The organism is Bradyrhizobium sp. KBS0727 (genome assembly GCF_005937885.2).
GTDB lineage: Bacteria > Pseudomonadota > Alphaproteobacteria > Rhizobiales > Xanthobacteraceae > Bradyrhizobium.
The window spans coordinates 1,609,114-1,634,080 of record NZ_CP042176.1; the positions used below are offsets into that span (position 1 = coordinate 1,609,114).

Annotated in this window: 24 protein-coding genes; 17 read left to right on the forward strand and 7 right to left on the reverse strand. The window is 63.2% G+C overall.

The window, feature by feature from the left end:
* Nucleotides 1–17 precede the first annotated feature (17 nt).
* Nucleotides 18–1,532: an MmgE/PrpD family protein gene (locus FFI89_RS07345; protein WP_138834246.1), complete on the forward strand. Its 1,515-nt coding sequence runs from the start codon at nt 18–20 to the stop codon at nt 1,530–1,532.
* Nucleotides 1,533–1,583: 51 nt separating this feature from the next.
* Here the strand turns inward: FFI89_RS07345 and FFI89_RS07350 are convergent, their stop codons facing one another.
* A complete protein-coding gene (locus tag FFI89_RS07350) occupies nt 1,584–1,988 on the reverse strand; it encodes a MaoC family dehydratase (protein WP_168212819.1) in 405 nt (134 codons plus the stop codon).
* Complete coding sequence (locus FFI89_RS07355) at nt 1,982–2,407, reverse strand: hypothetical protein (RefSeq protein WP_138834249.1); 426 nt, start codon at nt 2,405–2,407, stop codon at nt 1,982–1,984. The genes FFI89_RS07350 and FFI89_RS07355 overlap by 7 nt, the downstream gene beginning before the upstream one ends.
* A 196-nt stretch (nt 2,408–2,603) precedes the next feature.
* Here FFI89_RS07355 and FFI89_RS07360 point away from each other — a divergent pair, with 196 nt between their 5' ends.
* Genes FFI89_RS07360 through FFI89_RS07370 form a run of 3 tightly spaced genes read left to right on the forward strand, consistent with a single transcriptional unit; the run spans nt 2,604 to nt 5,274 of the window.
* Nucleotides 2,604–3,761, forward strand: coding sequence for an acyl-CoA dehydrogenase family protein (locus FFI89_RS07360; RefSeq protein ID WP_138834251.1), 1,158 nt, complete (start codon nt 2,604–2,606; stop codon nt 3,759–3,761).
* A gap of 26 nt (nt 3,762–3,787) precedes the next feature.
* Nucleotides 3,788–4,258: a MaoC/PaaZ C-terminal domain-containing protein gene (locus FFI89_RS07365; RefSeq protein ID WP_138834253.1), complete on the forward strand. Its 471-nt coding sequence runs from the start codon at nt 3,788–3,790 to the stop codon at nt 4,256–4,258.
* 38 nt (nt 4,259–4,296) lie between these two features.
* The gene (locus FFI89_RS07370) at nt 4,297–5,274 is read left to right on the forward strand and encodes a tripartite tricarboxylate transporter substrate binding protein (protein ID WP_138834255.1); all 978 of its coding nucleotides are present in this window, start codon (nt 4,297–4,299) and stop codon (nt 5,272–5,274) included.
* Between the two features lie 60 nt (nt 5,275–5,334).
* On the opposite strand, the gene FFI89_RS07375 is transcribed toward FFI89_RS07370, so the two are convergent.
* On the reverse strand, nt 5,335–6,219 hold the full coding sequence (locus FFI89_RS07375; RefSeq protein ID WP_168212820.1) for an NAD(P)-dependent oxidoreductase: 885 nt from the start codon (nt 6,217–6,219) through the stop codon (nt 5,335–5,337).
* 273 nt (nt 6,220–6,492) lie between these two features.
* On the opposite strand from FFI89_RS07375, the gene tcuA reads away from it, so the two are divergent.
* From tcuA to FFI89_RS07405, 6 genes are all read left to right on the forward strand, one after another.
* A complete protein-coding gene (tcuA, locus tag FFI89_RS07380; RefSeq protein WP_138834260.1) occupies nt 6,493–7,995 on the forward strand; it encodes an FAD-dependent tricarballylate dehydrogenase TcuA in 1,503 nt (500 codons plus the stop codon).
* A gap of 142 nt (nt 7,996–8,137) precedes the next feature.
* On the forward strand, nt 8,138–9,124 hold the full coding sequence (locus FFI89_RS07385) for an NAD-dependent epimerase/dehydratase family protein (protein WP_138834262.1): 987 nt from the start codon (nt 8,138–8,140) through the stop codon (nt 9,122–9,124).
* A gap of 37 nt (nt 9,125–9,161) precedes the next feature.
* On the forward strand, nt 9,162–9,953 hold the full coding sequence (locus tag FFI89_RS07390) for an N-acyl homoserine lactonase family protein (RefSeq protein WP_138834264.1): 792 nt from the start codon (nt 9,162–9,164) through the stop codon (nt 9,951–9,953).
* An 18-nt stretch (nt 9,954–9,971) separates the two neighbouring features.
* Nucleotides 9,972–11,117 carry a 2-methylaconitate cis-trans isomerase PrpF family protein gene (locus tag FFI89_RS07395; RefSeq protein ID WP_138834265.1) on the forward strand — a complete coding sequence of 382 codons (1,146 nt, stop codon included), beginning with the start codon at nt 9,972–9,974 and terminating at the stop codon, nt 11,115–11,117.
* A 29-nt stretch (nt 11,118–11,146) separates the two neighbouring features.
* On the forward strand, nt 11,147–13,090 hold the full coding sequence (locus FFI89_RS07400; RefSeq protein ID WP_168212821.1) for an FAD-dependent oxidoreductase: 1,944 nt from the start codon (nt 11,147–11,149) through the stop codon (nt 13,088–13,090).
* Nucleotides 13,091–13,275: 185 nt separating this feature from the next.
* A complete protein-coding gene (locus FFI89_RS07405) occupies nt 13,276–14,055 on the forward strand; it encodes a GntR family transcriptional regulator (RefSeq protein WP_138834269.1) in 780 nt (259 codons plus the stop codon).
* 37 nt (nt 14,056–14,092) lie between these two features.
* Here the strand turns inward: FFI89_RS07405 and prpB are convergent, their stop codons facing one another.
* On the reverse strand, nt 14,093–15,022 hold the full coding sequence (gene prpB, locus FFI89_RS07410; RefSeq protein WP_138834271.1) for a methylisocitrate lyase: 930 nt from the start codon (nt 15,020–15,022) through the stop codon (nt 14,093–14,095).
* A 323-nt stretch (nt 15,023–15,345) separates the two neighbouring features.
* Here prpB and FFI89_RS07415 point away from each other — a divergent pair, with 323 nt between their 5' ends.
* Genes FFI89_RS07415 through FFI89_RS07435 form a run of 5 tightly spaced genes read left to right on the forward strand, consistent with a single transcriptional unit; the run spans nt 15,346 to nt 19,918 of the window.
* Nucleotides 15,346–16,512 (forward strand): ABC transporter substrate-binding protein, encoded by a 1,167-nt coding sequence (locus tag FFI89_RS07415; RefSeq protein WP_138834272.1) that lies wholly within the window; start codon nt 15,346–15,348, stop codon nt 16,510–16,512.
* Between the two features lie 47 nt (nt 16,513–16,559).
* A complete protein-coding gene (locus tag FFI89_RS07420; RefSeq protein ID WP_138834274.1) occupies nt 16,560–17,429 on the forward strand; it encodes a branched-chain amino acid ABC transporter permease in 870 nt (289 codons plus the stop codon).
* A gap of 1 nt (nt 17,430) precedes the next feature.
* A complete protein-coding gene (locus FFI89_RS07425; RefSeq protein WP_138834276.1) occupies nt 17,431–18,435 on the forward strand; it encodes a branched-chain amino acid ABC transporter permease in 1,005 nt (334 codons plus the stop codon).
* Complete coding sequence (locus FFI89_RS07430; RefSeq protein ID WP_138834278.1) at nt 18,432–19,205, forward strand: ABC transporter ATP-binding protein; 774 nt, start codon at nt 18,432–18,434, stop codon at nt 19,203–19,205. Before FFI89_RS07425 ends, FFI89_RS07430 begins: the two co-directional genes overlap by 4 nt.
* Nucleotides 19,202–19,918, forward strand: a complete 717-nt coding sequence (locus FFI89_RS07435) for an ABC transporter ATP-binding protein (RefSeq protein WP_138834280.1) — start codon at nt 19,202–19,204, stop codon at nt 19,916–19,918. The genes FFI89_RS07430 and FFI89_RS07435 overlap by 4 nt, the downstream gene beginning before the upstream one ends.
* Before the next feature lie 135 nt (nt 19,919–20,053).
* Here FFI89_RS07435 and FFI89_RS07440 read toward each other — a convergent pair whose 3' ends face one another.
* The 3 genes from FFI89_RS07440 to FFI89_RS07450 form a co-directional block, all read right to left on the reverse strand.
* Nucleotides 20,054–20,929, reverse strand: a complete 876-nt coding sequence (locus FFI89_RS07440) for a hypothetical protein (RefSeq protein ID WP_138834282.1) — start codon at nt 20,927–20,929, stop codon at nt 20,054–20,056.
* Nucleotides 20,930–21,008: 79 nt separating this feature from the next.
* Nucleotides 21,009–22,490 (reverse strand): aspartate ammonia-lyase, encoded by a 1,482-nt coding sequence (locus FFI89_RS07445; protein ID WP_138834284.1) that lies wholly within the window; start codon nt 22,488–22,490, stop codon nt 21,009–21,011.
* Between the two features lie 130 nt (nt 22,491–22,620).
* Nucleotides 22,621–23,256 (reverse strand): TetR/AcrR family transcriptional regulator, encoded by a 636-nt coding sequence (locus tag FFI89_RS07450; protein ID WP_138834286.1) that lies wholly within the window; start codon nt 23,254–23,256, stop codon nt 22,621–22,623.
* Nucleotides 23,257–23,420: 164 nt separating this feature from the next.
* Here FFI89_RS07450 and FFI89_RS07455 point away from each other — a divergent pair, with 164 nt between their 5' ends.
* Both FFI89_RS07455 and FFI89_RS07460 read left to right on the forward strand, forming a co-directional pair.
* A complete protein-coding gene (locus FFI89_RS07455) occupies nt 23,421–23,630 on the forward strand; it encodes a ferredoxin (protein WP_138834288.1) in 210 nt (69 codons plus the stop codon).
* A 107-nt stretch (nt 23,631–23,737) separates the two neighbouring features.
* Nucleotides 23,738–24,934 carry a cytochrome P450 gene (locus tag FFI89_RS07460; RefSeq protein WP_371722501.1) on the forward strand — a complete coding sequence of 399 codons (1,197 nt, stop codon included), beginning with the start codon at nt 23,738–23,740 and terminating at the stop codon, nt 24,932–24,934.
* Nucleotides 24,935–24,967: the final 33 nt, after the last annotated feature.

Below are 24,967 nucleotides of genomic sequence, written 5' to 3' on the forward strand. Positions count from 1 at the left end.
CGAACGGGAGAAGCAACATGAGCGACGTATCTTTGGCATCGGTGAAAGCAAACCCTGCAACACTGCTAGGCGGTTCTTCCGGTATCACGCTGCTTCAGAACCTGGCGCAGCATGTTCTCGCCTTTGACAAGCGTCAGCTCACCAAGGGCGCGGTCGCGCAAGCGCGGACGTGTATCCTCGATGCGATCGGCGTAACCTTGGCGGGATATCCGGAACCCTGCACGCAGATCCTGCTGAAAACCCCGGGCGTAGCGACAGCGCCGGGGCCTTCGCTGATCTTCGGCTCGGCGCGGCGCACCAGCGCGCTGGATGCCGGGCTGATCAACGGCGCCGCGTCGCATGCGCTCGATTTCGACGATTTCAGCGGCATCATGGGCGGCCATCATTCGGTGCCGCTGGTATCGACGCTGCTGGCGCTCGCCGAGGAGCGCGGCGGCACCGGCCAGGATATCGTGGCGGCGTATGTGATCGGCGTCGAGGTCGAGATCAGGTTGGCGCGCGCCGTCAACTTCCACCATTATGACAAGGGCTGGCACCCGACTGCGACGCTCGGCGTGTTCGGCGCCGCGGCGGCCGCCTGCCATCTGATGAAGCTCGATCATTCAAAGACCACGATGGCGCTGTGTATCGCGGCATCGCTCGCCAGCGGCCTGAAGTCGAATTTCGGCACCATGACCAAGCCGTTGCATATCGGCCAGTGCTGCCGCAACGGCCTGCTCGCCGCGCTGCTGGCCGAGGGCGGCTTTGATGCCGCCACCGATGCCTTTGAGCATGCGCAGGGCTTCCTCAACGTCTTCAACGGGCCCGGTACGTTCGACACCGCAAAACTGTTCGAGAACTGGGGCCAGCCGTGGGAGATCGAAGCCAAGTCGATCGGGCTCAAGCAGTTTCCCTGCTGCGGCAGTACCCATCCCGCCATCAACATGGCGCTGAATTTACGCCGCGAGGAGAAGATCGACGCCGGCGACATCGCGCGCATCGAAGTGATGCCGCATGGCCGGCGGCTGCGCCATACCAACACGCCGCATCCGCAGACATCGCTGGAAGCCAAGTTCAGCGTTCAATATGTCGTCGCGCGCGCGCTTCGTTACGGAGTCTTGCGCCTGAAAGACTTTGAAGGCGACGCGCACTTCGACCCCGAGATCGTGCGGCTGCTGGACCTGACGACGGCCAGCCCGCATCCTGATATGGCCGACGATGCCGAGCATCAATGGGGCGCCGAGGTGATCGTGACACTGAAAGACGGCAGGCGCCTGGCGCGGCGGGTCGACAATCTCGTCGGCCGGGGCGGGGATAACCCGATGAGTAGCAGCGAGTTGTGGGACAAGTTCAGCGATTGCGCGGCCCGCAGCCTGCCCCGCGAGCAGATTGCGCCGTTGTTCGAACGGCTGGAGACATTCGAAAAGATCACCGAGGTCGCGCAAGTCACGCGGCTGTTGGAAGTCAGCGAGTTGCACAAGGCTCCGGCCAAGAAGGTCGTGTTCGCCCCCCGCGGCGCGCAGGAGGCTCCTGAGACGACCTGGGTACCCTGAAATGACAAGCGCCGCCGGTGTTTGCCGACGGCGCTCGTTCGGGATGTGCTGTTACTGCAAATCGATCGCGGCGCTGCCCAGCGCCAACAGGCGCTCGCCGCAGACGACGCGCAATTCGAAATGCGCGAGGCTCGCGGTCGTCTCGCCCACCACCATTTCGAGCGTGACCGTCTCGCCAATTCTGGCGGGATCGAGAAACTTGGCCGTCAGTCGTCCGGTTCGGCTCCATGCGGCTTCGCCGAATAAATCGCAGAACCAGGTTTCGAAGCGGGCCAGCAGCAGGGGCCCCTGTGCAATGACGCAGCCGAACTGGGTTTTGGCTGCGTAGGCGGCATCGTTGTGGACGGGCGCATCGGTGCCGAGCAGGGCACCGAAGTCGGTAAAGGCCTGAAGCGTGAGCGGCGGGCCGGGGCGCGTCAGCCGCTGTCCGGTCTTGAGATCATGTCGGTTCAGCATGGCCAGTACAGAATATGTTTGATCGTCATGATGGATCGCTGGTCGGTCGCGCAACGCACGTGCTGATCAAAGACGATGAAGCGTTTGTCGTTGCGGATGTACTTGTCGGCGATCACGATCGAGACCATCAGCGGCTCGCCGAGGCGGGCAGCGCTGTGCATCTCGATTTCCTCCTGCGCGTGCAACACGCCCGGTGGAAATCTCAGCTGCTGCTTCAGCGCGCGGATTTCATTGAGCAGGAATGCCGGTATGCGGGTGCCGATCTCGGGCGTCGGACGTACCTCACCGATGCTGCGGTAGAAGCGGGCCACATCGTCGGCACTGATCGGGAGCGGCTGCGGCGGATAGGTGCGTCCGACCTCGATGTCGTCATAGCCGACGCCGGTCCATCCGCCCATGCGGCGGTCGGGCTCGGGCATGCTCATGCGCCGCGGCCTGCCTGCATCGTGGATGTTGTCGACCGGCGCATTTTCCGTAGTCCCCGCGTCCGAAGGCCGCAACGTAGGGGACCTCCAAAAGATGTCAACAGTTTTCAGATGACATAGAAAGGCAGGGCGGGGTAGGGTGAAACCATGCGGCCGAATGGCCCATCAAGAAACGCTCAAAGGAAACGCAATGCCGCTGTTCAACGATTTTGGTTTCACCGACGAACAAAAACTGATGCGCCAGAGCCTGCTTGCTTTGGCCGAACAGCATCTGCCGGTGGAAAAAATCCGACAGCTCGACCGCGATGCCGGCTGGCCGACCGAAGCGTATCAGGCGCTGGCCAAGGGCGGATGGCTGGGCCTGCCCTATCCCGAGGAATACGGCGGACTCGGCGGCAGCTACAAGGACATGGCGATCCTGCTCGAGACGCTGTCCTATCACTATGCCTGTCTCGGCACGACCTACATGACCAGCGCGATCTATGCCGGCCTGCAACTGCTCTACAACGGCAGCGAATATCTCAAGCAGACCTACATGGTGCCGATGATCAAGGGCGACATCTACATCGCCTTTGCGCTGACCGAGCCGCAGACCGGATCGGATGCCGCGTCGATCAAGACCAATGCCGTGCGCGACGGCGATGACTACGTCATCCGCGGCCAAAAATGGTTCATCACCTCGGCCCATGTTGCCGACTACATCGTGCTGGTGGTCAAGACCGATCCCTCGGCGAAGCCGGCGCATGACGGCTTCAGCCTGTTCCTGGTCGACGCCAAGGCAAAGGGCGTCTCGATCCGACCGATCGAAACCATGGGGCGTCACACCACCCACACCAACCAGATATTCTTCGACGAGGTCAGGGTGCCCGCGCGCAACCTGATCGGCGAGCAGAATCGCGGCTGGAAAATTCTGATGCGCGGCCTGAACCTCGAACGGATGGCGATTGCCGCCTGCGGCGCCGGCAACGCACAGAAGGCGATCGATATCGCGCAGGACTATGCGACCCAGCGCATTCAGTTCGACCGTCCGATCAGCAAGTTCCAGGTGATCTCGCACAAGCTGGCGGACATGCGGATCAAGGCCGAGATCGCTCGTCTCGTCACCTATCGGACCGCGGAGATGATGGACGCCGGATACGATACGCGGATGGAAACCGCGATCGCCAAGATCGTCGCCACCGACAACGATTTCGAATGCGCCCATATCGGCATGCAGGTGATGGGCGGCGCCGGCTTCTCGATGGAGCACGACATGCAGCGGTTGTTCCGGGACTCGCGGCTCGGACCGATCGGCGGCGGCAGCAACGAAATTCAGCGCAACATCATCGCCAAGCTGATGGGACTCTAGGTTTGGACGCAACGGAGACCGTGGATATGACCGACGTTCCCGCCCCACGCGGCATGTATTTCGAGGACTTCGAAATCAACCAGGTTTTGCAAACCGGCCGCCGCACCATTACGTCGACCGACATCGTCAACTTTGCCTGCCTGTCCGGCGACTTCAACGACGTCCACGCCAACCACGAATACTGCAAGACCACGCCGTTCGGCGAGCCGATCGCGCATGGACCGCTGGTATTCGCCGTGGCGGCCGGGCTGAACTACGCCTCCGGGATCAACGACGGCACGCTGATCGCGCTGCTCGGCATCGACAAGTGGCGGATGAAGAAGCCGGTCAAGCACGGCGATACCATTTACGTGCGCACCACCGTCACCGGCAAGCGCGAGACCAGCCAGCCCGACCGCGGCGTGGTGACCTTTGGGCGGGCGTTCGTCAACCAGCACGGCGAAGAGGTGCAGGAGATGGAAGTGACGATCATGTACCGGCGACGGCCCAAAGGCTGATCTCTCGCTGCATAAACAAGAAAACAGGGAAGAACGAAATGAAGATCAGCCGGAAACTCGGAGCACTGTTGCTGGCGCTGACGGCGATGGGCGGCATCGCCAACGCCGAAAGCTACCCGACCAAGGCCGTGAAGCTGGTAGTCGGCTTCGCGCCCGGCGGCACCATCGACGTCGTCGCGCGCATCGTTGCCGACAAGCTCGGCAGCAAGCTCGGAAAACCCTTCGTGGTCGAGAACCGCAGCGGAGCCAACGGCATTCTCGCAGCGACAGCGGTGGCGCAGTCGGACCCGGACGGCTACACCATCTTCGTCAGCAACAGTTCCACCATCACGCTGAACCCGACGCTGTTCAAAGACCTCAAATACAATCCCGAGCGCGACTTCGCGCCGATCACGACGGTGATTTCGGTGCCGCTGATCCTGGCCGTCGACACCACCAATCCGCAGACGGCAGGGATCAAGACCCTTGCTGATCTCGTCGCGCTGGCGAAGTCGAAGCCGGGCATGGTGACCTACGGGTCGGCGGGCAACGGCAACATCACCCATCTGGCATTCGAACTGCTGAGCCAGAAGGCCGGCATCCAGATGCTGCATGTTCCCTATCGCGGCGCCGCGGCGGCGGAAGTCGGCCTGCTCGGGCATGAGGTGATGGTGGCGTTCGATACGCTATCCGCCGTGCAGCTTGTGAATGCCGGAAAGTTTCGCGCGCTGGCGGTTTCGTCGAGTGAGCGACTGGCGTCGCTGCCGGATGTGCCGACCATCGCCGAACTCGGCTATCCCGGCTTCGATGTGACGTTCTGGGTCGGCCTGTTTGTGCCGAAGGCCACGCCAACCGCCACCGTCGATCTCTTGAACAAGGAGATCGTGACGGCGGCGACCGAGGCCGCCGTGCGCGAACGCCTGGAGCCGCAGGGCAACGTCCTGACGCTCTCGCAGGCCGCGTTCGCCGAGAAGATACAAAAGGAGACCAGGGAACTGGCCGACGTGGTCGCCAAGGCCAACATCAAGGCGGAGTAGTGGTCTGCACCTCCCTGACGGCCGGCTAGGCGTGAACCGGCCACCAGAGAGGGAGGTCGACTAGTTTTTCGGCTTGGCCCAGTTCTGGTACATCGCCAGCAGCGAGACGATGTCCTGGCCGCGAAACCCTTCGGCCAGCGCCAGCGCATACATTTCGCGGGTCGCGGAAGCCGAAGGCGTCGGCATCCGCGTCATGCGCCCGAGCTCGACGCCGAGCGCGAGGTCCTTTTCACCCAACTCCATCTTGAACCCGGGCGAGAAGTCGCCCTTGATCGCATTCGGGAAGCGCTTGGTGAAATGATGCGAGCGGCCGCCGCTCACCGACAGCACGTCGTAGAGCTTCTCCGGCTCGACGCCGGCGGCGACGCCGAGCGCAAACGCTTCGGCTGCGACCAGCACGTTGCCCATCGACATCATGTTGTTGACGATCTTGACGACCTTGGCGGTGCCGACGCCGCCGGTATATTTCCACTCGTTGCCGAGCAGTTTCAGGATCGGTTCGGCGCGGGTGACGTCGGCCCTGTCGCCGCCGGCGATCAGGATCAACTTGCCGGCGCGTGCCTCGTTGGGGCTGCCACTGACCGGGCAATCGACCACCGCGATGCCGCGCGCGGCGGCGGCTTCGGCCGCCTGCCGCATGGTCTGCGGATCGATGGTCGAGAGTTCGATGCACAGCGTGCCCTTGGCGGCATGGGCGACGATCCCCTCGGCGCCGAGCCAGGCTTCCGTCACTGCTTTCGGGTCGGGCAGGCTGGTCAGCACGATCGAACGGCCTGACAGCGCCTCCGCGATGCTCGATGCCATCGCAAAACCGTCCTTGGTCAGGCGCGCGCGCTGCTCGGCGTTGACGTCGTAGCCGACGACGTCAAGGCCGGATTCCTTGAGCCGTCCGGCCATCCCGGATCCCATCTGCCCCATTCCGATGACCGCGACCTTCTCAAACATTGTTTTTCTCCCGTTCTTCATTGGTTGCAAGGATTCTTGCAAGGCCGTGTCGCCCCGCCGAAGCTTGTTCGCCGGCCCCCTCTATACAGACAGGCTCGCCGTTAAGCGACGCCGTAGCCCCGCTGGCCGCGCAACGACGTGCGCCCATACCGCATAATGAAAACTGTAGACAGTTTGACGGGGCGGCGATACGGTCTGCCGCAATTCGACCGATCGCGCCCGCGACCCACTATCCGGCGGACCGGTTCGACGCGCACATCAAGGGAGATGCACATGAGAGAGTATGACGTTGTGGTCGCCGGTGCCGGAAACGCGGCGCTCTGTGCGGCGATCTCCGCGCACGAAAACGGCGCGCGGGTGCTGGTGCTCGAACGTGCGCCCGAAGCCGAGCGGGGCGGTAACTCCTATTTCACCGCCGGCGGGTTCCGCTTCGTCCACGAAGGCGCGGAAGATGTCGCCTCCGATATCATCCCGGACATGACCGCGGAGGAACGATCCAAGATCGTGCTGCCACCGCACAGCCGCAAATTCTTCTACGACCAGTTGATGGAAGTGACCCACCACCAGTCCGACGAGGACCTGGCCAACCTCCTGATCGACCGCTCGCGTTCGACGATGGCGTGGCTGCGCAGCCATGGCATCCGCTTCGTTCCGATGTACGGTCGCCAGTCGTTCCTGGTCGACGGCAAGCATCATTTCTACGGCGGCGTGAACATCGAAGCCGTCGGCGGCGGCGCTGGCCTGGTCGAGGCCGAAATGGCGCGCCTTGAGAAGCTTGGCATTGAAATCCGCTACGGCTCGGCGTTGATCGGCCTGGTGCAGCGGCCCGACCGCGTGATCACCGGCGTGAAGATCCGGACCCAGCAGGGCTATTCCGAAATTGCGACCAAGTCGGTGATTCTCGCTTGCGGCGGCTTCGAATCCAATCCGGAGATGCGGGTGCGCTATCTCGGATCGGGCTGGGATCTGTGCCGGGTTCGCGGCACGCGCCACAACATGGGCGAAGGTATTCTGGCCGCGCTTGCGATCGGCGCGCGTCCGTTCGGCAACTGGTCGAGCTGTCACGCCTGCGAATGGGACATCTCGGCGCCACCCTATGGCGACCGCTGGGTGCTGGATAATTTCCAGAAGCACTCCTATCCGCTCGGCATCATGGTCAACATCAACAGCAAGCGCTTCGTCGATGAAGGTGAGGACTACCGAAACCTCACTTACGCGAAATTCGGCCGCGAGATCATGAACCAGCCGCGCCGCACCGCGATCCAGATATTCGACCAGCAGACGGTCGCGATGCTGCGCGACGAATACCGCATCAAGCAGGTGACCAAGGTCGAATCGGACACCATCGCCGGCCTCGCCGAGCAGCTCGAGCTCGATCCGGTGGAACTCGAGAAGACCGTCAGCGAGTACAACGCCGCCTGCGGTCCGGAGCCGTACAATCCGGCGATCCTGGACGGCAAGGCCGCCCGCGGCATCTCACCGCCCAAGTCGAACTGGGCGCTGCCGATCAACAAGCCGCCTTACGTCGCCTTCGTGACCACGACCGGCATCACCTTCACGTTCGGCGGTCTGCAGATCAATACCAGCGGCGAAGTGCAGGACATGACCGATCAGTCGATCCCGGGGCTCTATGCCGCCGGCGAGCTGGTGGGTGGCCTGTTCTACGAAAACTATCCGGGCGGCACCGGCCTGATGTCGGGTTCGGTGTTCGGCAAGCTCGCCGGCGAAAGCGCCGCGGCCTATGTCGGGGCCAAGGACAAGCGTTCGGTCGCCTGATCCGCTACCGATATCCGAAGGGCGTCCTGCGCCCTCCGGATCTCATGTCCGCGCGCGCGGATATCATCGAGGGGAGCCCGTCTCGCGGGCTTCCTGTTTGCCGCGGCTAGCGGCGTTGTCTGCGAAAGAGTTGTGAGCCTCCATGAAGATCGCGGAAGGAAAGTTTGTCGTCACCGGGGGCGCCAGCCTGATCGGATCGCACGTCGCGGAACAATTGCTGAGCCAGGGCGCGCGCGAGGTCGTGCTGCTCGACAATTTTGCGCTGGGCAATCCGGATACCGTCAAGTCGCTGCTGGCCGATCCCCGGGTCAAGCTGCTGCGCGGGGACATCCTGCGTATCAATGAGCTTTACGATGCCTTCGAAGGCTGCGACGGCGTGTTCGCGATTGCCGGCTTCCTGACGCTGCCGCTCAGCCAGAATCCGAGCCTTGGCCTCGCGGTCAACGTCGAGGGCCAGGTCAATATCTTCGAGGCGTGCCGCTACCGCAACGTCAAGAAGGTGGTGTTCTCGTCGTCGGTCGCCGTCTATGGCGATCCGGCCCCCGGACTGGTCGACGAACAGGCCCCGGCGCAACTCAACAGCTTCCAGCCGGCGGCGGCGCTATATGCCTGCACCAAGCTGATCGGCGAAAATCTCTGCAAGCTCTACAGCGCCAAGCACGGCGTCCAGGCGGTCGGGTTGCGATACTCGACGGTCTACGGCGAGCGCCAGCACTATCGCGGCGTCAACGCGCTCTACATCATGGAAAATTACGACCGCATCGCGCGCGGCGAACCGCCGGTCATCACCGGCGACGGCAGCGAGGTGCATGACTACATTCACGTCGCCGACGTCGCCCGGGCCAATGTCATGGCGATGGCCTCCGACGTGACAGCCGAAAGCTTCAACGTGGTGACGGGCGTTGCGACCTCGCTCAACCGCCTGGTCGAGATCCTGCTGTCGATCACCGGCAGCAAGCTCAAGCCAGTGTTCAAGACCGGCGGCGGCAGCGTGCGATCCAGCGTGACCGATCAACTCGATTTCAGCCGCGCCAAGATCGAGAAAATGCTGGGATGGGTGCCCGAAGTCTCCATCGAGCAGGGCATTCGCCGGCTGCTCGAATGGCGCAAGGCGCAAGAAAAGGCCTGAGACGAGGCCGCGAGCTAGCCGCCGGAACGGAGCAACCATGTCGGAATACGAAATCCTCGCGATCCGCTACGCCCACAATGCCGAGCGTAAAACGGCGGAGAATTTTCTCGGCGGCGATCCGCATGACGGGCCGATGCCGATGGACTTTTTCGTCTGGGTGCTGAAGGGCGGCGGCCGGACCATCGTAATCGATACCGGCTTCGACGCCGACATGGCGACGCGCCGCGCGCGAAAACTGACGCGGCCGGTGGCCGAGGGCCTGAAGGCCGCAGGTATCGACGCGGCCGGCGTCAAGGACGTGATCCTGACCCATATGCACTACGACCATGCCGGCAACCACGACCTGTTTCCGAACGCGAAGTACCACGTTCAGGACCGGGAAATGGAATACTGCACCGGCCGTTGCATGTGCCATTCCACTTTGCGTCACCCGTTCGAGGCGGAAGACGTCACCGCGATGGTGCAGAAGCTGTTCCAGGGCCGCGTCGCGTTCCACAACGGCTCGAGCGAAATCGCCGATGGCGTGTCGCTCCATCTGGTGGGCGGTCATTCGCGTGGCCTGCAGTTCGTGCGGGTCCGGACCCGGCGCGGATGGGTGGTGGTCGCCTCCGACGCTTCGCATTACTACGCAAATTTTGAACAGTACCGGCCGTTCCCGGTCGTCGTCGACGTCAGCGAGACGCTCGAAGGTTATGACGCGATGCGGCGCATGGCGACGTCGCTGTCCCATATCGTACCGGGCCACGACCCGCTCGTGTTACAACGCTATCCGGCGCAGCCGGGCGGGCCTGCGGATATCATCCGCCTGGATGCCGAGCCGTTGAAGTAAGGACGAGAGGGACCCTCCATGGCAAATGCTCGACTTCGTGCGGTCTTCATGCGGGGCGGCACTTCCAAGGCGGTGATGTTCCGAAAGGAGGATCTGCCGGCCAAGACTGCGGATTGGGATCCGATCTTTCTGCAGGTCATGGGCTCGCCCGATCCGAACGGCCGCCAACTCGACGGCATGGGTGGCGGCATTTCCTCGCTGTCGAAGATCTGCATCATCGGCCCGCCGAGCCGGCCGGACGCGGATGTCGACTACACTTTCGCGCAGATCGGCGTTCGCGACACTTTTGTCGATTACGGCGCCAATTGCGGCAACATGTCTTCAGCGGTCGGCCCGTTCGCGCTCGACGAGGGTTTGGTCACCGGTCCCGCCAATGGCGAAGCCACCGTCCGCATTCACAACACCAACACGTCGAAGATCATCGTCGCGCGCTTTCCGGTCGAGCAGGGCTCGCTGGCAGCCACCGGGGATATCGAAATCGATGGCGTCGGCGGCAAGGCCGCACCGATCCGGTTGGAATTTCTCGAGCCGGGCGGCGCGCGGACTGGCAAGCTGTTGCCGACCGGCCGCGCCGTTGACGAGTTCGACATCAACGGGCTCGGGATCGTCAAGGCGTCCTGCGTCGATGCCGCCAATCCGTGCGTGTTCGTCGAAGCGAGTGCCGTCGGCCAGTCCGGCGACGAACTGCCGGACGCGCTCGACCGCGATACGGTCTTTCTGCAGCGCATGGAAGACATCCGCTGCGCGGCATCGGTCAAGATGGGCATTGCGCCGGATCTCGAAACGGCGCGCCGCATGACCGGCATTCCCAAGGTCGCGATGGTATCGGGTCCGCGTGCCGGGCGGACCTTGTCGGGCCGCGAGCTTGCCGTCGCGGATGCCGACATCTGGGTCCGCATGATCTCGGTCGGCCAGCCGCATCGCGCCACGCCAATCACAGGCGCGATCTGCCTGTCGGTCGCGACCCGGGTTCCCGGCAGCATTCCCGCGCAGCTGAGCAACGCGAACGGGCCGATCCGGATCGCGCATCCGTCCGGCGTCACGCTGGTCGATGCCGGGGTCTCGCTTTCCGCAGACGGCGTCGCGAAGGCCGACTACGGCGCGGTCTATCGTAGTGCCCGCCGCCTGTTCGAGGGCAACGTTGTCTATCGAACGCCGCAATAGTCCGTATCCATAGCCTGGTGAGTATGCCGATGTTTCCGAAACTGTTTGCGCCCGGCAAGATCGGCTCACTGGAGCTGCCGAACCGGGTCGTGTTCGCGGCCACCAGCTCGGAACTCGCGGACAAGGACGGCTTCGTCGGCGACGATCTCGTCGAGTACTATGCCGAGCGCGCCCGCGGCGGTACCGGGCTGATCGTCGTCGAAGCCACCTATATCGAGCAGGAAGGCAAGCGGCTGCATCACAATGCGATGCTGCACGACGATTGCTTCATTCCCGGCCTGCGGAAGGTAGTGCAGGCAGCCCATGCCGAGGGCGCCAGGATGGCGCTGCAGCTCAACCATGGCGGCCGCGAATCCATTCCCGACGTGTCGGGCTCGGTGCCGCTGGCGCCATCACCGATTCCCTCGCAATTCACTGGTGTCGGCGACGCGGTGATTCCGAAGGAATTGACCGTCGGCGAGATCGACCGCATCGTCGAGCGGTTCGCGGAAGCGGCGCGGCGTTCGCGCGACGCCGGGTTCGACGCCGTCGAGCTGCATGGCGCGCACGGGTATTTGATCGGCGAGTTTCTGTCGCCCGATTCGAACAAGCGCGAGGATGACTACGGCGGCAGCGTGCAGGGCCGTGCTTATTTTTGCGTGCGCCTGATCCAGGCGATCAAGGCGAGGCTGGGCGCGGACTATCCCGTCATCGTTCGCATGAACGGCCGGGATCATGTCCAGCACGGCCTCGAACTCGCCGACGCCGTCGAGATGGCCGTGATGTTCGAGGCGGCCGGCGCGGATTCGATCAGCGTGTCCGGCGGCGTGCATGCGTCGCGGCCCTATATGGTCGTTCCCGGCATGTCGGTCGACCGAGGTTGTTACGTGAGCTATGGCGATGCGATCCGAAAACGGGTCAAGGTCCCCGTGATGGTGGTCGGACGCATCAACACCCCCGAACTTGCCGAACAGATCCTCGAGGACGGACAGGCGGATTTCATCTGCCTCAGCCGCGCCTTGATCGCCGATCCGTATTTCCCGGCCAAAGCGAAGTCCGGCCGCGTCGAGACGATCGCGCCCTGCATTGCCTGCAACGAGTGCATCGCCACGGTTCATCGCCACAAGGGTCTGGCCTGCACGGTCAACCCGATGGTGAGCCGGGAACTGGAGTTGAAGCCGCTGCTCGCGCTGAAGCCGGAGGCACGACGCGTTGTCGTGATCGGCAGCGGGGCTGCCGGTTTGTCCGCTGCCGTGACGGCGGCCCGGCGCGGTCACGATGTCCATCTGTTCGAAAAGGAAGCCGTGATCGGCGGACAATTGTTGCTGGCGCATCAGCCGCCGCATCGCGGTGAGATCAGGAACGCGTTGCGCTATTTCGCCTCCGAGATCGCGCGCCTCGGTATTCCCGTCAGTCTCAATCGATCGTTTTCCGCCGATGATGCGCGCGCGCTCAAGCCCGAGGCCATCATCGTGGCCACAGGCGCTTCACCGGTTCAGCCCGATGTGCCGGGATCCGATCTGCCCCATGTCTTGAGCGGATGGCGGGTTATCGCCGGCCTCGAACAGGCGGGCCAGACCTGTGTCGTCGTCGGTGGCGGCCTGGTCGGCATCGAGGTTGCGGATTATCTGGCGGACCAGGGCAAAAAGGTCATCATGATCGTGCGCTCGGAAATGCTGAAAAAGGCGGTCCACGCCGACCGGGTCTACTATCTCGACCGGATTGCGGAGCTGAATATCGAAGTGCTGGCGAACATGGAGTTGCTCGCGGTCGGTCCGGACTGGGTTGAAATCAAGCCGGAAGGCCGTGTGCGCCGTACGCTGCACGATATCGACAACGTGATCTTCTGCACCGGCTACGCGTCGCGGAAGGCCGAAACCGACAGCCTCGAGGGATTAGGCATCGCCGTGCACTATGCCGGCGATGTCGGGGGCCCGCGAAAATTCTTCCAGGCGATCGAGGAGGGGACGCTGACGGCGCTCCGGATCGTTTAACTGTAGACAGTTGATGGAACAGGTATTTCTACGATTGATTGTTTTCCGGGAAGCGACATATTGATGGGCAAGAGGGCCGATCCGGCAATGTCGCGCGAACGAACAGGATCGTTGTTTCCTCCGCGCCGGGCCGGTGCGGAGGCGTCTGCACGGGCTCCTGAAGGAGTGGTCCTCGGAGGGTTTTCATGAACGGCATTTTGAGCAACAAGGTTTCCGCGCAATCATTGGTGGACGCGCTCGCGGAGCGGATCGAGGCCGCGATTATGAGCGGCGATCTTCAGCCGGGTAGCAAGATCAGCGAGCAGGCACTGGCCGCGTCACTGGGCGTCAGCCGTGGTCCGTTGCGCGAAGCCATCCGCAGGCTCGAAGGCCGCAAGCTGTTGCAGCGGACTCCGAACATCGGCGTTCGCGTCGCCAGCCTGTCACCCGCCGATCTCTATGAGGTACTGCAGGTGCGCGAAGCGCTCGAAGGGCTGGCATGCGGGCTTGCCGCCAAGAACATGACGGACGAAGAACTGGAGGCGCTTTCCGAACTGCTCGATCAGCACCAGCAGCAGAAGAGTGTCCAGGAAGGAACCGGCTACTACCAGGAGTCAAAGGACTTTGATTTTCACTTCCGGATCGTGAAGGGCAGTCGCAACGCGCGGCTGGTCCAGATGCTGTGCGAGGACCTCTATTATCTGCTCCGGGTCTATCGCTACAAATCCAGCACCAAGCCGGGACGCGCCAAGCAGGCGCTCCGCGAGCACAAGGATATCGTGGCGGCGCTGATGCGGCGGGATCCGGTGGAAGCCGAACGGAAGATGCGCCTGCATATCGGCAACGCGCGCCTCTATGTCGAGGAGCAGATGCGGGAAGCGGCCAGCCGGCAGGAAGTAGCCCCTGCAGTCCCGGTGCGCAAACCGAAGGCGGCGACCGCACTGTCCGGCAAAGGCGGCAGGGCTGCCGCACTGGCGCGAAGGTAGTCGCGCGCCACGCTTGCGCCGTGGTCCCTTGCTACGGCTATTTGCCGGTTGATCGCTGCGGCATACCCTCCGGGGTCACCGACGTGATGATCGAAGAATCCAGCGCCTCGTATTCGTGGTAGCCGATGGTGGCGTAGAGTTCCGCGCGGGTTTGCATGCGGTCGATCAGGCGATGGGTGCCGCCGTCGTCCCGGATTCCCTCATAGAGATCGGCCTGTGCCTTCGCCGCCATGCGCAACGCACTGACCGGCCAGATCACCATCTTGTAGCCGAGCGCCTCGAACTCGGCGGCGGTCATGAACGGCGTTCGCCCGAACTCGGTCATATTGGCCAGCAGCGGCACTTTAATTGTCTCGGAAAACTTGCGGAACGCCTCGGGGTCATGAAGGGCTTCCGGGAAGATCGCGTCGGCGCCGGCCTCGACGTAGAGCCTGGCCCGGTTGATCGCGCTGTCGAGCCCTTCGTCGGCGGCGGCGTCCGTCCGGGCCACGATATAAAGATGCCGGCGCGCTTTTGCAGCGGCTGCGATCTTCGCGGCCATGTCCTCCGGCGCGATCAGTTTCTTGTCGTTGAGATGGCCGCACTTCTTCGGCAGGATCTGATCCTCGATCTGGACCGCCGCGGCGCCGGCGTCCTCGAACGCGCGAACCATGTTCATCACGTTGAGCGCTTCGCCGAAGCCGGTATCGCCATCCACCAGCACGGGAAGCTGCGAGGCGCGGGACACCTGCCGGACGAAGAAGCAGACGTCCTCGATGGTAAGGATGCCGAGGTCCGGCAGCCCCATCGAGGCGGACATCGCCGCGCCCGACAAATACAGCGCCTCGAACCGGGCCGCCTTGGCCTGCAGGGCGGCGAGCCCGCAATGGGCTCCCGGGATCTGGAGGATGCCGGGACGTTGCAGCAGCTTTCGAAAACGCTCGCCGGCCGGAAGCGTCGGCAAATCATTGGCGACCAGATAGGTCATTTGGCCTTCACCTGTGCTGTGTGTCTTTTTTTCGTATAGCGGCCCGGACTTCCCAGTTGAATGGGTTTAGGCCGGAAAGGTCTTGCCGTCCGAACTGTTTGCGTCACTGGCGGTCGGTCATCAGGCTCCTCGACAGGGTCGTTGCGGCGCTACGCCGCGCCGGATGTTTCCAACATCACTGTTCAACTGTCAACAGTTGACGTTCCTCAATGCGGCGGGCTAGGTTCAGCGCTGCCCGTCGCCGGTTTGAGCCGACGGAAGCCATCAACAGCGAGATCATGAGGGGGCGGCTGCGACCGCTCCCCGACATTAGGGAGGTAGCCATGCGTGGATTTCTGAAGATCGCGCTTCTGTCGTCGGTCTTTGCTGTTTCTTCATATGCAGCCGAGGCCGAGACGTTGAAGCTCGGCGTGCTCGCGACGCTTTCCGGCGCCGGAACGGCATGGGGCATTGCGATGCAGGGCGCGGCCGAACTCGCCGCCGAAGACGTCAACAGCAAGGGCGGCCTGGAAGTCGGCGGCAAGAAGTACCAGGTCGAAGTCGTCGCCTATGACGATCACTACAAGGCGGCCGACGCGCTGACCGCGTTCAACCGCCTCGTCTTCGATGACGGCATCAAGTACGTGGTCGGCCCGCTCGGCTCGGCGCCGGCGCTGGCGCTGCTTCCGGTCTCGACCGAAAACAAGGTCATCACCATGACGATGGCGTTCACGCCGAAGGCGCTGTCGGCGGAGTACAAATACAGCCTGCGCCCGGTGATTCCGTCGGACGTGTTCTCCGATCCGCAGATCAAGTGGGTGGTGCAGAAGCTCGGCGCGAAGCGGGTCGGTGGCCTGTTCCCGAACGACGAATCCGGCCAGCAGGTGGGCGCCGCCAACGAGGCCGCCTACCAGGCGGTGGGGGCCAAATTCGTGGCCAAGGAATTCTTCGAACGCGAGCGCGTCGACTTCGTGCCGCTGCTGACACGCGTGCTGGCGCAGAACATCGATGCCTTCGAGCTCGACGGCAATTCGCCGCAGACCGCGGGGCTATTGGTCAAGCAGCTTCGCGAACTCGGCTTCAAGGGTCCGATCATCCGCACCGGCGGCGACGCCACCGCCGACCTCCTGAAGATCGCCGGCAAGGAGGCGACCGAGAACGTCTACGTTCATCAGCCGATCAATCCGGAACTCGCTTCGATCAAGGAGTACACCAAGCGGTTCGAGACCAAATACAAGGTGCCGCTCAACGCCTTCAGCCCGTTCTTCTACGCCAACGTCCAGATGCTGTTCGCCGGCATGCAGAAGGCGGGAACGGTGACCGACGTGGATAAGGTCCGCGAGGCGGTCTTGGGCCTGAAGGATTTCGACAGCGTGCTCGGCAAGGTGAACTGGATCGGGCAGGCGCAGTGGAAGTCTGACCAGCAGCTCGATGCCCCGTTCTATGTGGCGCTGATCAAGGGCGGCGAAGCGCATGTCGTCGCCAAGTGTACGCCTGCGGTGTGCGAATAGCGTGGGTCTCGCAACCGATCGGTGCGGCCTGACGCGGGAGAACGGGTTTGGACTATTCAATACTTCTGGCGCAGGCGGCGCTGAACGGTCTCGTCATCGGCGCGATGTACATGCTGATGGCGGTCGGTTTCACGCTGGTGTTCGGGATCATGCGCGTGGTCAACTTCGCGCATGGCGAGTTCTATATGCTCGGCGCGTTCACGGCGTTCTTTACCTATGTCTACTGGGAAATGCCGTTCGTGGTCTGCCTGGCGATCGCGGCGGTGACGGTCGGCATTCTCGGCATGCTGATCGAGCGAACCCTGATCCAGCCGTTTCGTTCCGATGAAATGTCGGGAATGATCGCCACGCTGGCGATTTCCGTCATCATTCAGAACGGGGCCGTGCTGCTGTGGGGACCGGCGCCGCGCGCGATGCCCGATATCGTCACCGGCACGCTGGCGGTCGGCCCCTTCAGTTTCCCGTGGTCGCGGCTCGTGGTGATCGCGGCGGCGGCGCTGATCTTCGTTGCGTTCTGGCTGTTCATGCAGCGAACCCGGCTCGGGCGGGCGATGCGGGCGGTCGCCCAGGATACCGAAACCGCGCTGCTGCAGGGCATTCGCGTCAACTACATCTATCCGTTGGCGTTCGGGCTGAGCGTGGCGCTGGCGGCGCTGGCCGGCGCGTTGATGGGCCCGGTATTCTCGGTCTCGCCGTTTGTCGGACTGACGCCGATGCTCAAGGCCTTCGTCGTCGTCATTCTCGGCGGTCTCGGCTCGGTCCCGGGGGCGGTGGTTGGCGGACTGATGCTCGGCATGATCGAGAGCTTTACGGCAACGATGTTCGGATCGCTGGTGTCTGACATTCTGCAGCTTCTGCTCGTCATCTTGATCCTGCTGGTCCGGCCGGCCGGCCTGTTGGGACAAAGGGAGGCCTGAGTTGGAGGGATCATCATCCGCCATCGGCCGCGACAAGCCCGCCCTTCCGGCCCGCAACCGCATGCTGCCGCGCGTGGCCATGGCGGTCCTGCTAACGGCCGCGCTGGTTCTGCCGCAACTGACGGCAAACCAGTTCTATATTCATCTGGCGAACCTGATGCTGCTCAATTCGATCTTCGCGGTCAGCCTTGGTCTGATCGCGGCGGTCGGACAGATATCGCTCGGGCACGCCGCGTTTGTCGCCGCCGGGGCCTACATCTCGGCGCTGGCGGCGCTGACGTTCAAGATTCCGCCGATCCTCGGCATCGTTCTTGCCGGATTTGCGACCGGGCTGGCGGCGGCGCTGCTCGGCAAGATCCTGTTGCGCCTGCGCGGGGTCTATTTCGTGCTCGTCACGTTTCTGGCCGGGCAGGTGTTCACGCTGATTGCGCTCAATTGGGAAAGCGTCACCCATGGCGCCAACGGATTGCTCGGCATACCCGCCATTTCGCTGTTCGGTTTTCCGCTCTCGACGCGGTTGCGGTTCTATTATTTCGCGCTGGCCGCCTTCATCATTGTCCTGACCTTCGTCTGGGCCCTGATGCGGTCGCAATACGGCCGGGCATTCCGCTCGATCGCGGAAAACGTCCGGCTTGCCGAATCCAGCGGCATCGACGTCAGCCACTATCAGATCGTCGCCTTCGCGCTCGGCAGCGGCATCGCGGGTGCTGCCGGCGCGACGATGGTTCACTATATCCGCTTCCTGTCGCCGGACAGTTTCACCTTCAACGATTCGATTGCCTATATCACCATGCTGGTCGTCGGCGGGCGGCAGACGATGATCGGAGGCGTCCTCGGCGCGCTGTTCCTGACGCCGTTGCCGGAGTTGCTGCGCGGCCTGGTCGGGGCGCAGCACATCGTCTACGGCGCGATCCTGCTCGCGGTATTGCTGTTCCTGCCAAAAGGACTGGTCTCGATCGGACGCTCCCTCTTCGGGAAGACTTCCAGCGCGGAGGCGCCGAAATGACCGCCTTGCTGGAAGTAGACGGCATCAGCCGGCGTTTCGGTGGGCTGAATGCGCTGAAGGACGTTTCGTTTGCGGTGAACAAAAGCGAGATTGTCGGGCTGATCGGCCCCAACGGCGCCGGCAAGACCACCTGCTTCAATGTCGTCAGCGGGGTCATGGCGCCGACGGCCGGTGCGATCCGGTTCAGGGGCCACAGCATCGTCGGCAAGAAGCCGAGCGCCATCGTCAGCGAAGGGCTGGTACGGACGTTCCAGGCCACAACGGTGTTTCCGGACGCAACGGTGATCGAAAACGTCATGCGCGGCGCATTCGCGACCACGCCGGTCTCGATGCTGAGTTCGGTGTTCAACACGCGTGCCGCACGCGCCACGCTGGCGGCAACCGGCGATCGTTGCGATCTGTTGCTCGATCGGCTGCAGCTCACGCCGTACCGTGAATGGCGCGCCGGCGAATTGTCGTATGGCGGTCAGCGCCGGCTTGGCGTCGCGATTGCGCTCGCCGCCAACCCCGAGCTTCTGATGCTCGACGAGCCGGTCGCGGGGCTCAATCCGGAAGAAGCGGCCGAGTTCGGCCGCCTGATCAGGGAAATCCACGAAACCGAGGGCGTCGCCGTGCTGCTGGTCGAGCATCACATGCGACTGGTGATGGGCTTGTGCCATCGCATCGTCGTGTTGGACCACGGTGAGCTGATCGCCGAGGGGGTGCCGGCCGAGATTCGCGCCAATCGCAAGGTGATCGAGGCCTATCTCGGCTCCGAGGAGGTCGGATGAGCGAGGCACTGTGTATCCGGGATATCCATGTCGAATACGGCAGCCGGGTCGCGCTCAGCGGCATCAGCCTCGACGTAGCACCTGCGCAGATCGTGTCGTTGGTGGGCAGCAACGGCGCCGGCAAGACCAGCACCCTGCGCGCGATCATGGGCCTGAGGTCGCCGAGCAAGGGCGAGATCAGCTTCGGCGCCGCTCGGATCGACGGGATGTCGCCACCCGAAATCGTGGCCCGGGGCATTGCATTGTCGCCGGAGGGACGGCGGGTTTTTCCGCGTATGAGCGTGCACGACAATCTCTTTGTCGGCGGCTATCTGCAGCCGCAAGGCGCGCATTTGCACAAATCGGTCGAACGGATGTTCGACTTCTTCCCAAACCTGCGGCAGCGCCGCAGCCAGATGGCGGGCTCGTTGTCGGGAGGCGAACAGCAGATGCTGGCGATCGCCCGCGCGCTGATGGCGGCGCCGAAGGTGCTGTTGCTGGATGAACCTTCGCTCGGTCTCGCGCCGATCATGGTGCAGGAGATCGGCCGCCTGATCCAGACGATCAACAAGGAGCAGGGCCTGTCGATCGTGCTGGTCGAGCAGAATGCCAGCCTCGCGCTCCGGCTCTGCCACTACGCCTATGTGCTGGAGAACGGCCGGATCGCGTTGAGCGGTCCAGGGCCCGAACTCGTCAAGAGCGACTACGTTCAGCGGGCTTATCTCGGCGTCTAAAAAACGCAACAAGGGGATCGTCATGGAAGCCAAAATGAAGGCATCCACGGCACTGAAGGAATTCAACGGCCTGCTGGCTGAGGCGGCGGCGAAGAAGTAAGGCAGACGTAGGCCGGGACGGCCGATGCCTGGACGTCAGTTCCGGATCGCATAGAGCGGAGTTCGGAGCGTCAACTGGTACGACGGTTTCGGCGTCCATGCGATCTGCGCGGTGACGCCGAACAGGCGGTTGTCGTTGTCGTCCATGAGGTCGAGATCGAACCGCACGATCGGCTGGGTGAACGGCTGGAATGGCGTCAGGTTGAGAAGTTGGGCGCCTCCGAAGGACTGTACGCCGAGCCGGCTGGTAAATTTCCAGTTGTTGTCCCACTGATAGTAGCCGCCGACATATCCCATGATGTCGGGTTTGACTTCGGCAAAGCCGGTATCGATCAGTACCCTTGTGTATTGCACGCCCGCCAGTAATCCCCGCGTTTCGTCGGTATTGAGCGCGTAGTCCGCCTCCAGGATCGTGTTGTAGGCCGTCGTCGCCAACGGCGCGTCGGAAATCGATCGCGTCACATTGGATTGAAGCGTGAGCGTCGGAAACATGCCGCCGTTTTGCTCATAGATGTCGGCCTGAAGGCCGACGGTGAAACCATAAGAGGTGAAGGCCGTCCAGGCATCGGTACCCGACTGCGAGGTGCTGCCGCTGACGCCACCATAGACCGAGAGCCGGTCGTTGACGTCGACCGTTAGGGGAAGATCGACTGCGATGCTGCGGCTGGACGGCGACGTCAGGGTCGTGAGCGACGACAGGTTCGACAGCGTCGACAATAGCGGAGGTGCGCTGAACCCGATCGACAGCGCGCCCGCGGGCAGGGTGGTGTAGATGGTCCTCATATCGAGGTAGATGTTCGGCAGGGTCGGTTTGGCCGGGGCCGCATCCTCTTCATCGTCTTTGGCGAGCGCGAGACCGGAAAAGCACATCGATAGCAGCGCGCCGAGCACTGCGCGCTTGGCGAAACGCATCAGCCGAACCCGCGGGCCGCGCCACGAGTTCGCGCTGGAACCACGCGGTGGCGCAAGCTGGCTGGACACAGGCTCTCGGCTATCGCGCGCGAGCAGGGGAGGTCATGGCTTCTGGCCGGAACAGACGGTCCATCTGTTCCTTCGTCAGCAACTTCTCCTCCAGCACGATGTCGGCGACGCGGCGCTTTTGCGCCAGCGCCTGCTTGGCGACCCGTGAGCAGGTCTCGTAACCCAGAGCCGGGACGAGCGCCGTCACCAGCCCGATGCTGTCCTCGACCAGCGCGCGGCATCGCTCGCGGTCGGCCTCGATGCCGACCACGCACTTCTTCGTCAGCGTGTTGATCGCGGCCGTCAGCGTGCGAAGCGATGACAGCACGCAGTAGCCGATCGTCGGTTCGAACGCGTTGAGCTGAAGCTGTCCGCCCTCGGCGCACATCGTCACGGTGAGGTCGTGGCCGATCACCATATAGGCGACCTGGTTGACCACCTCGGGAATCACCGGATTGACCTTGCCCGGCATGATGGAGGATCCCGCCTGCACCGTCGGCAGGCGAATCTCGCCGAAGCCCGCGCGCGGGCCGCTCGACAGCAAGCGCAGATCGTTGCAGATCTTCGACAGCTTGACGGCGACGCGCTTCAGCACGCCGGAGAACAGCACGAATGCGCCCATGTCGGAGGTCGCCTCGATCAGGTTGCTGGCCGGCACCATCGGTTCATGGGAGGCGCGCGCCAGTTCCTCGATCGCAAGTGCTGCATAGCGCGGATCGGCGTTGATGCCAGTGCCGATCGCCGTTGCGCCGAGATTGACTTCGCGAAACAGCGCCGCGGCTTCCCTTATTCGGGCGACGTCTTCCTTGATGGTGGCAAAATAGGCATCGAATTCCTGGCCCAGCGTCATCGGCACTGCATCCTGAAGCTGGGTTCGGCCGATCTTGAGAACGTCACCGAACTCGACGGCTTTCGACTTGAAGGCAAAGGCGAGTTCGTCGAGCGAGGCGATCAGGGGGGCGGCGGCGAAAATGATCGCAAGCCGCAGCGCCGTCGGATAGGCGTCGTTGGTCGACTGCGCCATGTTGACGTCATCGTTGGGATGAAGTGCCGCATAGTCGCCCTTGTGTTTCCCCATCAGTTCGAGCGCCACGTTGGCAATGACCTCGTTGGCGTTCATGTTCGTGGAGGTTCCGGCGCCGCCCTGAATGGCGTCGACCACGAACTGGTCGTGAAAGCGTCCGTCCTTGGCGATCAAATCGCAGGCGCGGTCGATGGCGTCGGCCTTCGCCGGCGCCAGGTGCCCGAGACGCCGGTTGGCACGCGCCGCGGCCTGCTTCACCAGCGCCAGCGCCCGTACCAGGTCTGGGAAATGACCGACGGGAACGCCGGTGATGGGGAAATTGTCCACGGCCCGCAAGGTGTGGACGCCCCAATAGGCGTTGGCGGGCACGTCGGCGTCGCCAATCAGATCGTGTTCGCTTCGCGTCGCGACCTGGGTCAGCTCGATCGACCGGGTGGTGGCAACTGCGACGGATTGGGGGGGATCCACATTGATCTTGGTTTCGGCCATCGCGCTCTTTCCCTGTTGGAAACTGCTGATCCAGGGGAGGGACGCTAACATTCCATGGCAGGGTCAGGAAGCTGAAAGCCCGATGTTGCAGGGCCACCTGACTTGGTTAAAGATGGGGGCGACGCTGGAATCAGCCGGCCTTGCCGGCCGCCTCGATGGCCACCGACAGCGCCAGCTTGGTCTGCTCCACGATCTCCTCGACCAGCTCTTCCCGGCTGATATGGCCGACCTCGCCAGTGAGCAGGCCCTGTTCCGCCAGCATGACCACGCCATGCAGCGCGGCCCAGATCTTCAGGGCGCTGCGCTCGCGCAAATATCCGATCGCCGGCGCTTCCAGTGCTTCCAGCAGCAGGTCAAGGGTCTCCATCGCAGCACTATGAAGCTCGCTGCCCTTTGGTGCGCACGCCATGATGCGCGAAGCGAACATCAGGCGGTAGACACCGTTGCGGCGCAGGCCGAAATCCAGCGTGAGCTGCGCGAAGCGCGACAGCTTCGAACGCTTCGACGGCTTGACGATCGACGCCCGCAGCATGGCGCTGAACTGCCGGAAGGCTTCCGCCGTGACCGCGACCAGCAATGTCTCACGGTCGGCAAAATGCTTGTAGGGCGCCGGCTGCGAGACACCGAGCTTCTTCGCCAGCGCGCTGATGCTGATCGCTTCCGGGCCGCTGCGCTCGGCCTCCTGCAACGCGGCCTGAACCAGGGCATCGCGGAGATCCCCGTGGTGGTAGGCGTTGAGCGCTTTGCGTGCGGGTCGAGGCGGCATTTGGTATGATGAACTATAACTATTCGCTTGACAGCACAACCGGGTACGAATGTAATAGTCCATAACTTCGAGGCATTCCAGCCCGCCCGCTGGCGTTCCCCGAAATCGACACAACGCAAAACAACACACGCGCAGCCAAGCGCGCCACAGAGGAAACGCTTGCCATGGCCGGAAAGCTGAAAATCCGCGTCGACCAGGACAAATGTCAGGGACACGCGCGCTGCAAATCACTGGCGCCTGAACTGTTCAATCTCGACGAATTCGGCAACGCGCACGAAATCGGCGACGGCACCGTGCCGGCCGGCCTGGAAGACAAGGCCTGGCTCGCCCAGACCAACTGCCCGGAAAACGCGATCGAAGTGACCGAGGAATAGCTCCGGTCCTTGAACCTATCTCGCCATTTGAATTTGCACGAACGCAGCAGAAGGAAATTGTCCTGATGTCCGATCCCGCCAAGATCATGCCCGAACCCGACAGCATCATGCCCGAGCATCCCCCGGTCTCGGACTGGGTCCACGATTTCGACCATACCGATCCGCGCTGGACCGAAAATCCGTTTCCGATCTGGGACGAACTGCGCAACGAATGTCCGGTTGTCCATACCAAGCGCTTCCTCGGCTGCTATCTGCCGACCACCTATCAGGCGGTGAAGGAAATCGCCTACGACACCGAGCATTTTTCCTCCCGCCGCGTCATCGTGCGCGACGTCCGGCCACCGATTACCAATACGGCGCCGCCGATCACGTCCGATCCGCCGGAGCACAAGCCCGCCAAGCAGTTGCTGCTGCCGCCCTTTACGCCGGATGCGATGAAGAAGCTGGAGCCGCGGGTCCGCGAGATCTGCAACGAGTTGATCGACGAGTTCATCGAAGACGGCAAATGCGACGCCGCGGCGCGCTACACCAAGAACATTCCGGTTCGCGCCATCGCCCACATGCTCGGCATTCCCGAAAAGGACAGCGATCTCTTCATCAAGTGGATCCACGAAATTCTCGAGCTCGGCATCAAGGACGACAGCGCCCTGATGCGCGCGGTCCATGAAATGACGGCCTATTTCGCCGGGCATATCGAAGCGCGCAAGAACAACCCGACCGACGACCTGATCTCGACGATGATGAACGCCAGGGACAAGGACGGTCAGCCGCTCTCGGACATGCATGTGCTCGGCTCGCTGCGGCTGCTTCTGATCGCCGGCATCGACACCACCTGGAGCGGGATCGGCTCCTCGCTGTGGCATCTGGCGAAAACGCCCGCCGATCGCGACCGCCTGATCGCCGAGCCGGAACTGATGCCGACCGCGATCGAGGAATTTTTGCGGGCCTATTCGCCGGTGACAATGGCGCGCGAGGTGATGAAGGAAACGACCATCAGCGGCTGCCCGGTCAAGCCCGGCAACATGGTGCTGCTGTCGTTCCCGGCCGCCAACCGCGATCCGGCGATGTTCCCGGATGCCGACAAGGTGGTAATCGATCGCAAGGAAAATCGCCACGCCGCCTTCGGCCTCGGCATTCACCGCTGCGTCGGCTCCAACCTCGCGCGCATGGAGATGACGGTCGCGATCGAGGAATGGCTGAAGCGGATTCCGGATTTCAAGCTGGATCCGGCCGGTGAGGTGAAATGGTCGGAAGGCACCGTGCGCGGGCCGCGCCAGCTTCCGGTGCTGTTCAAGGGGAAGTGATCGCGCTCCATCACGTTTCAAGACAGGAGCCCG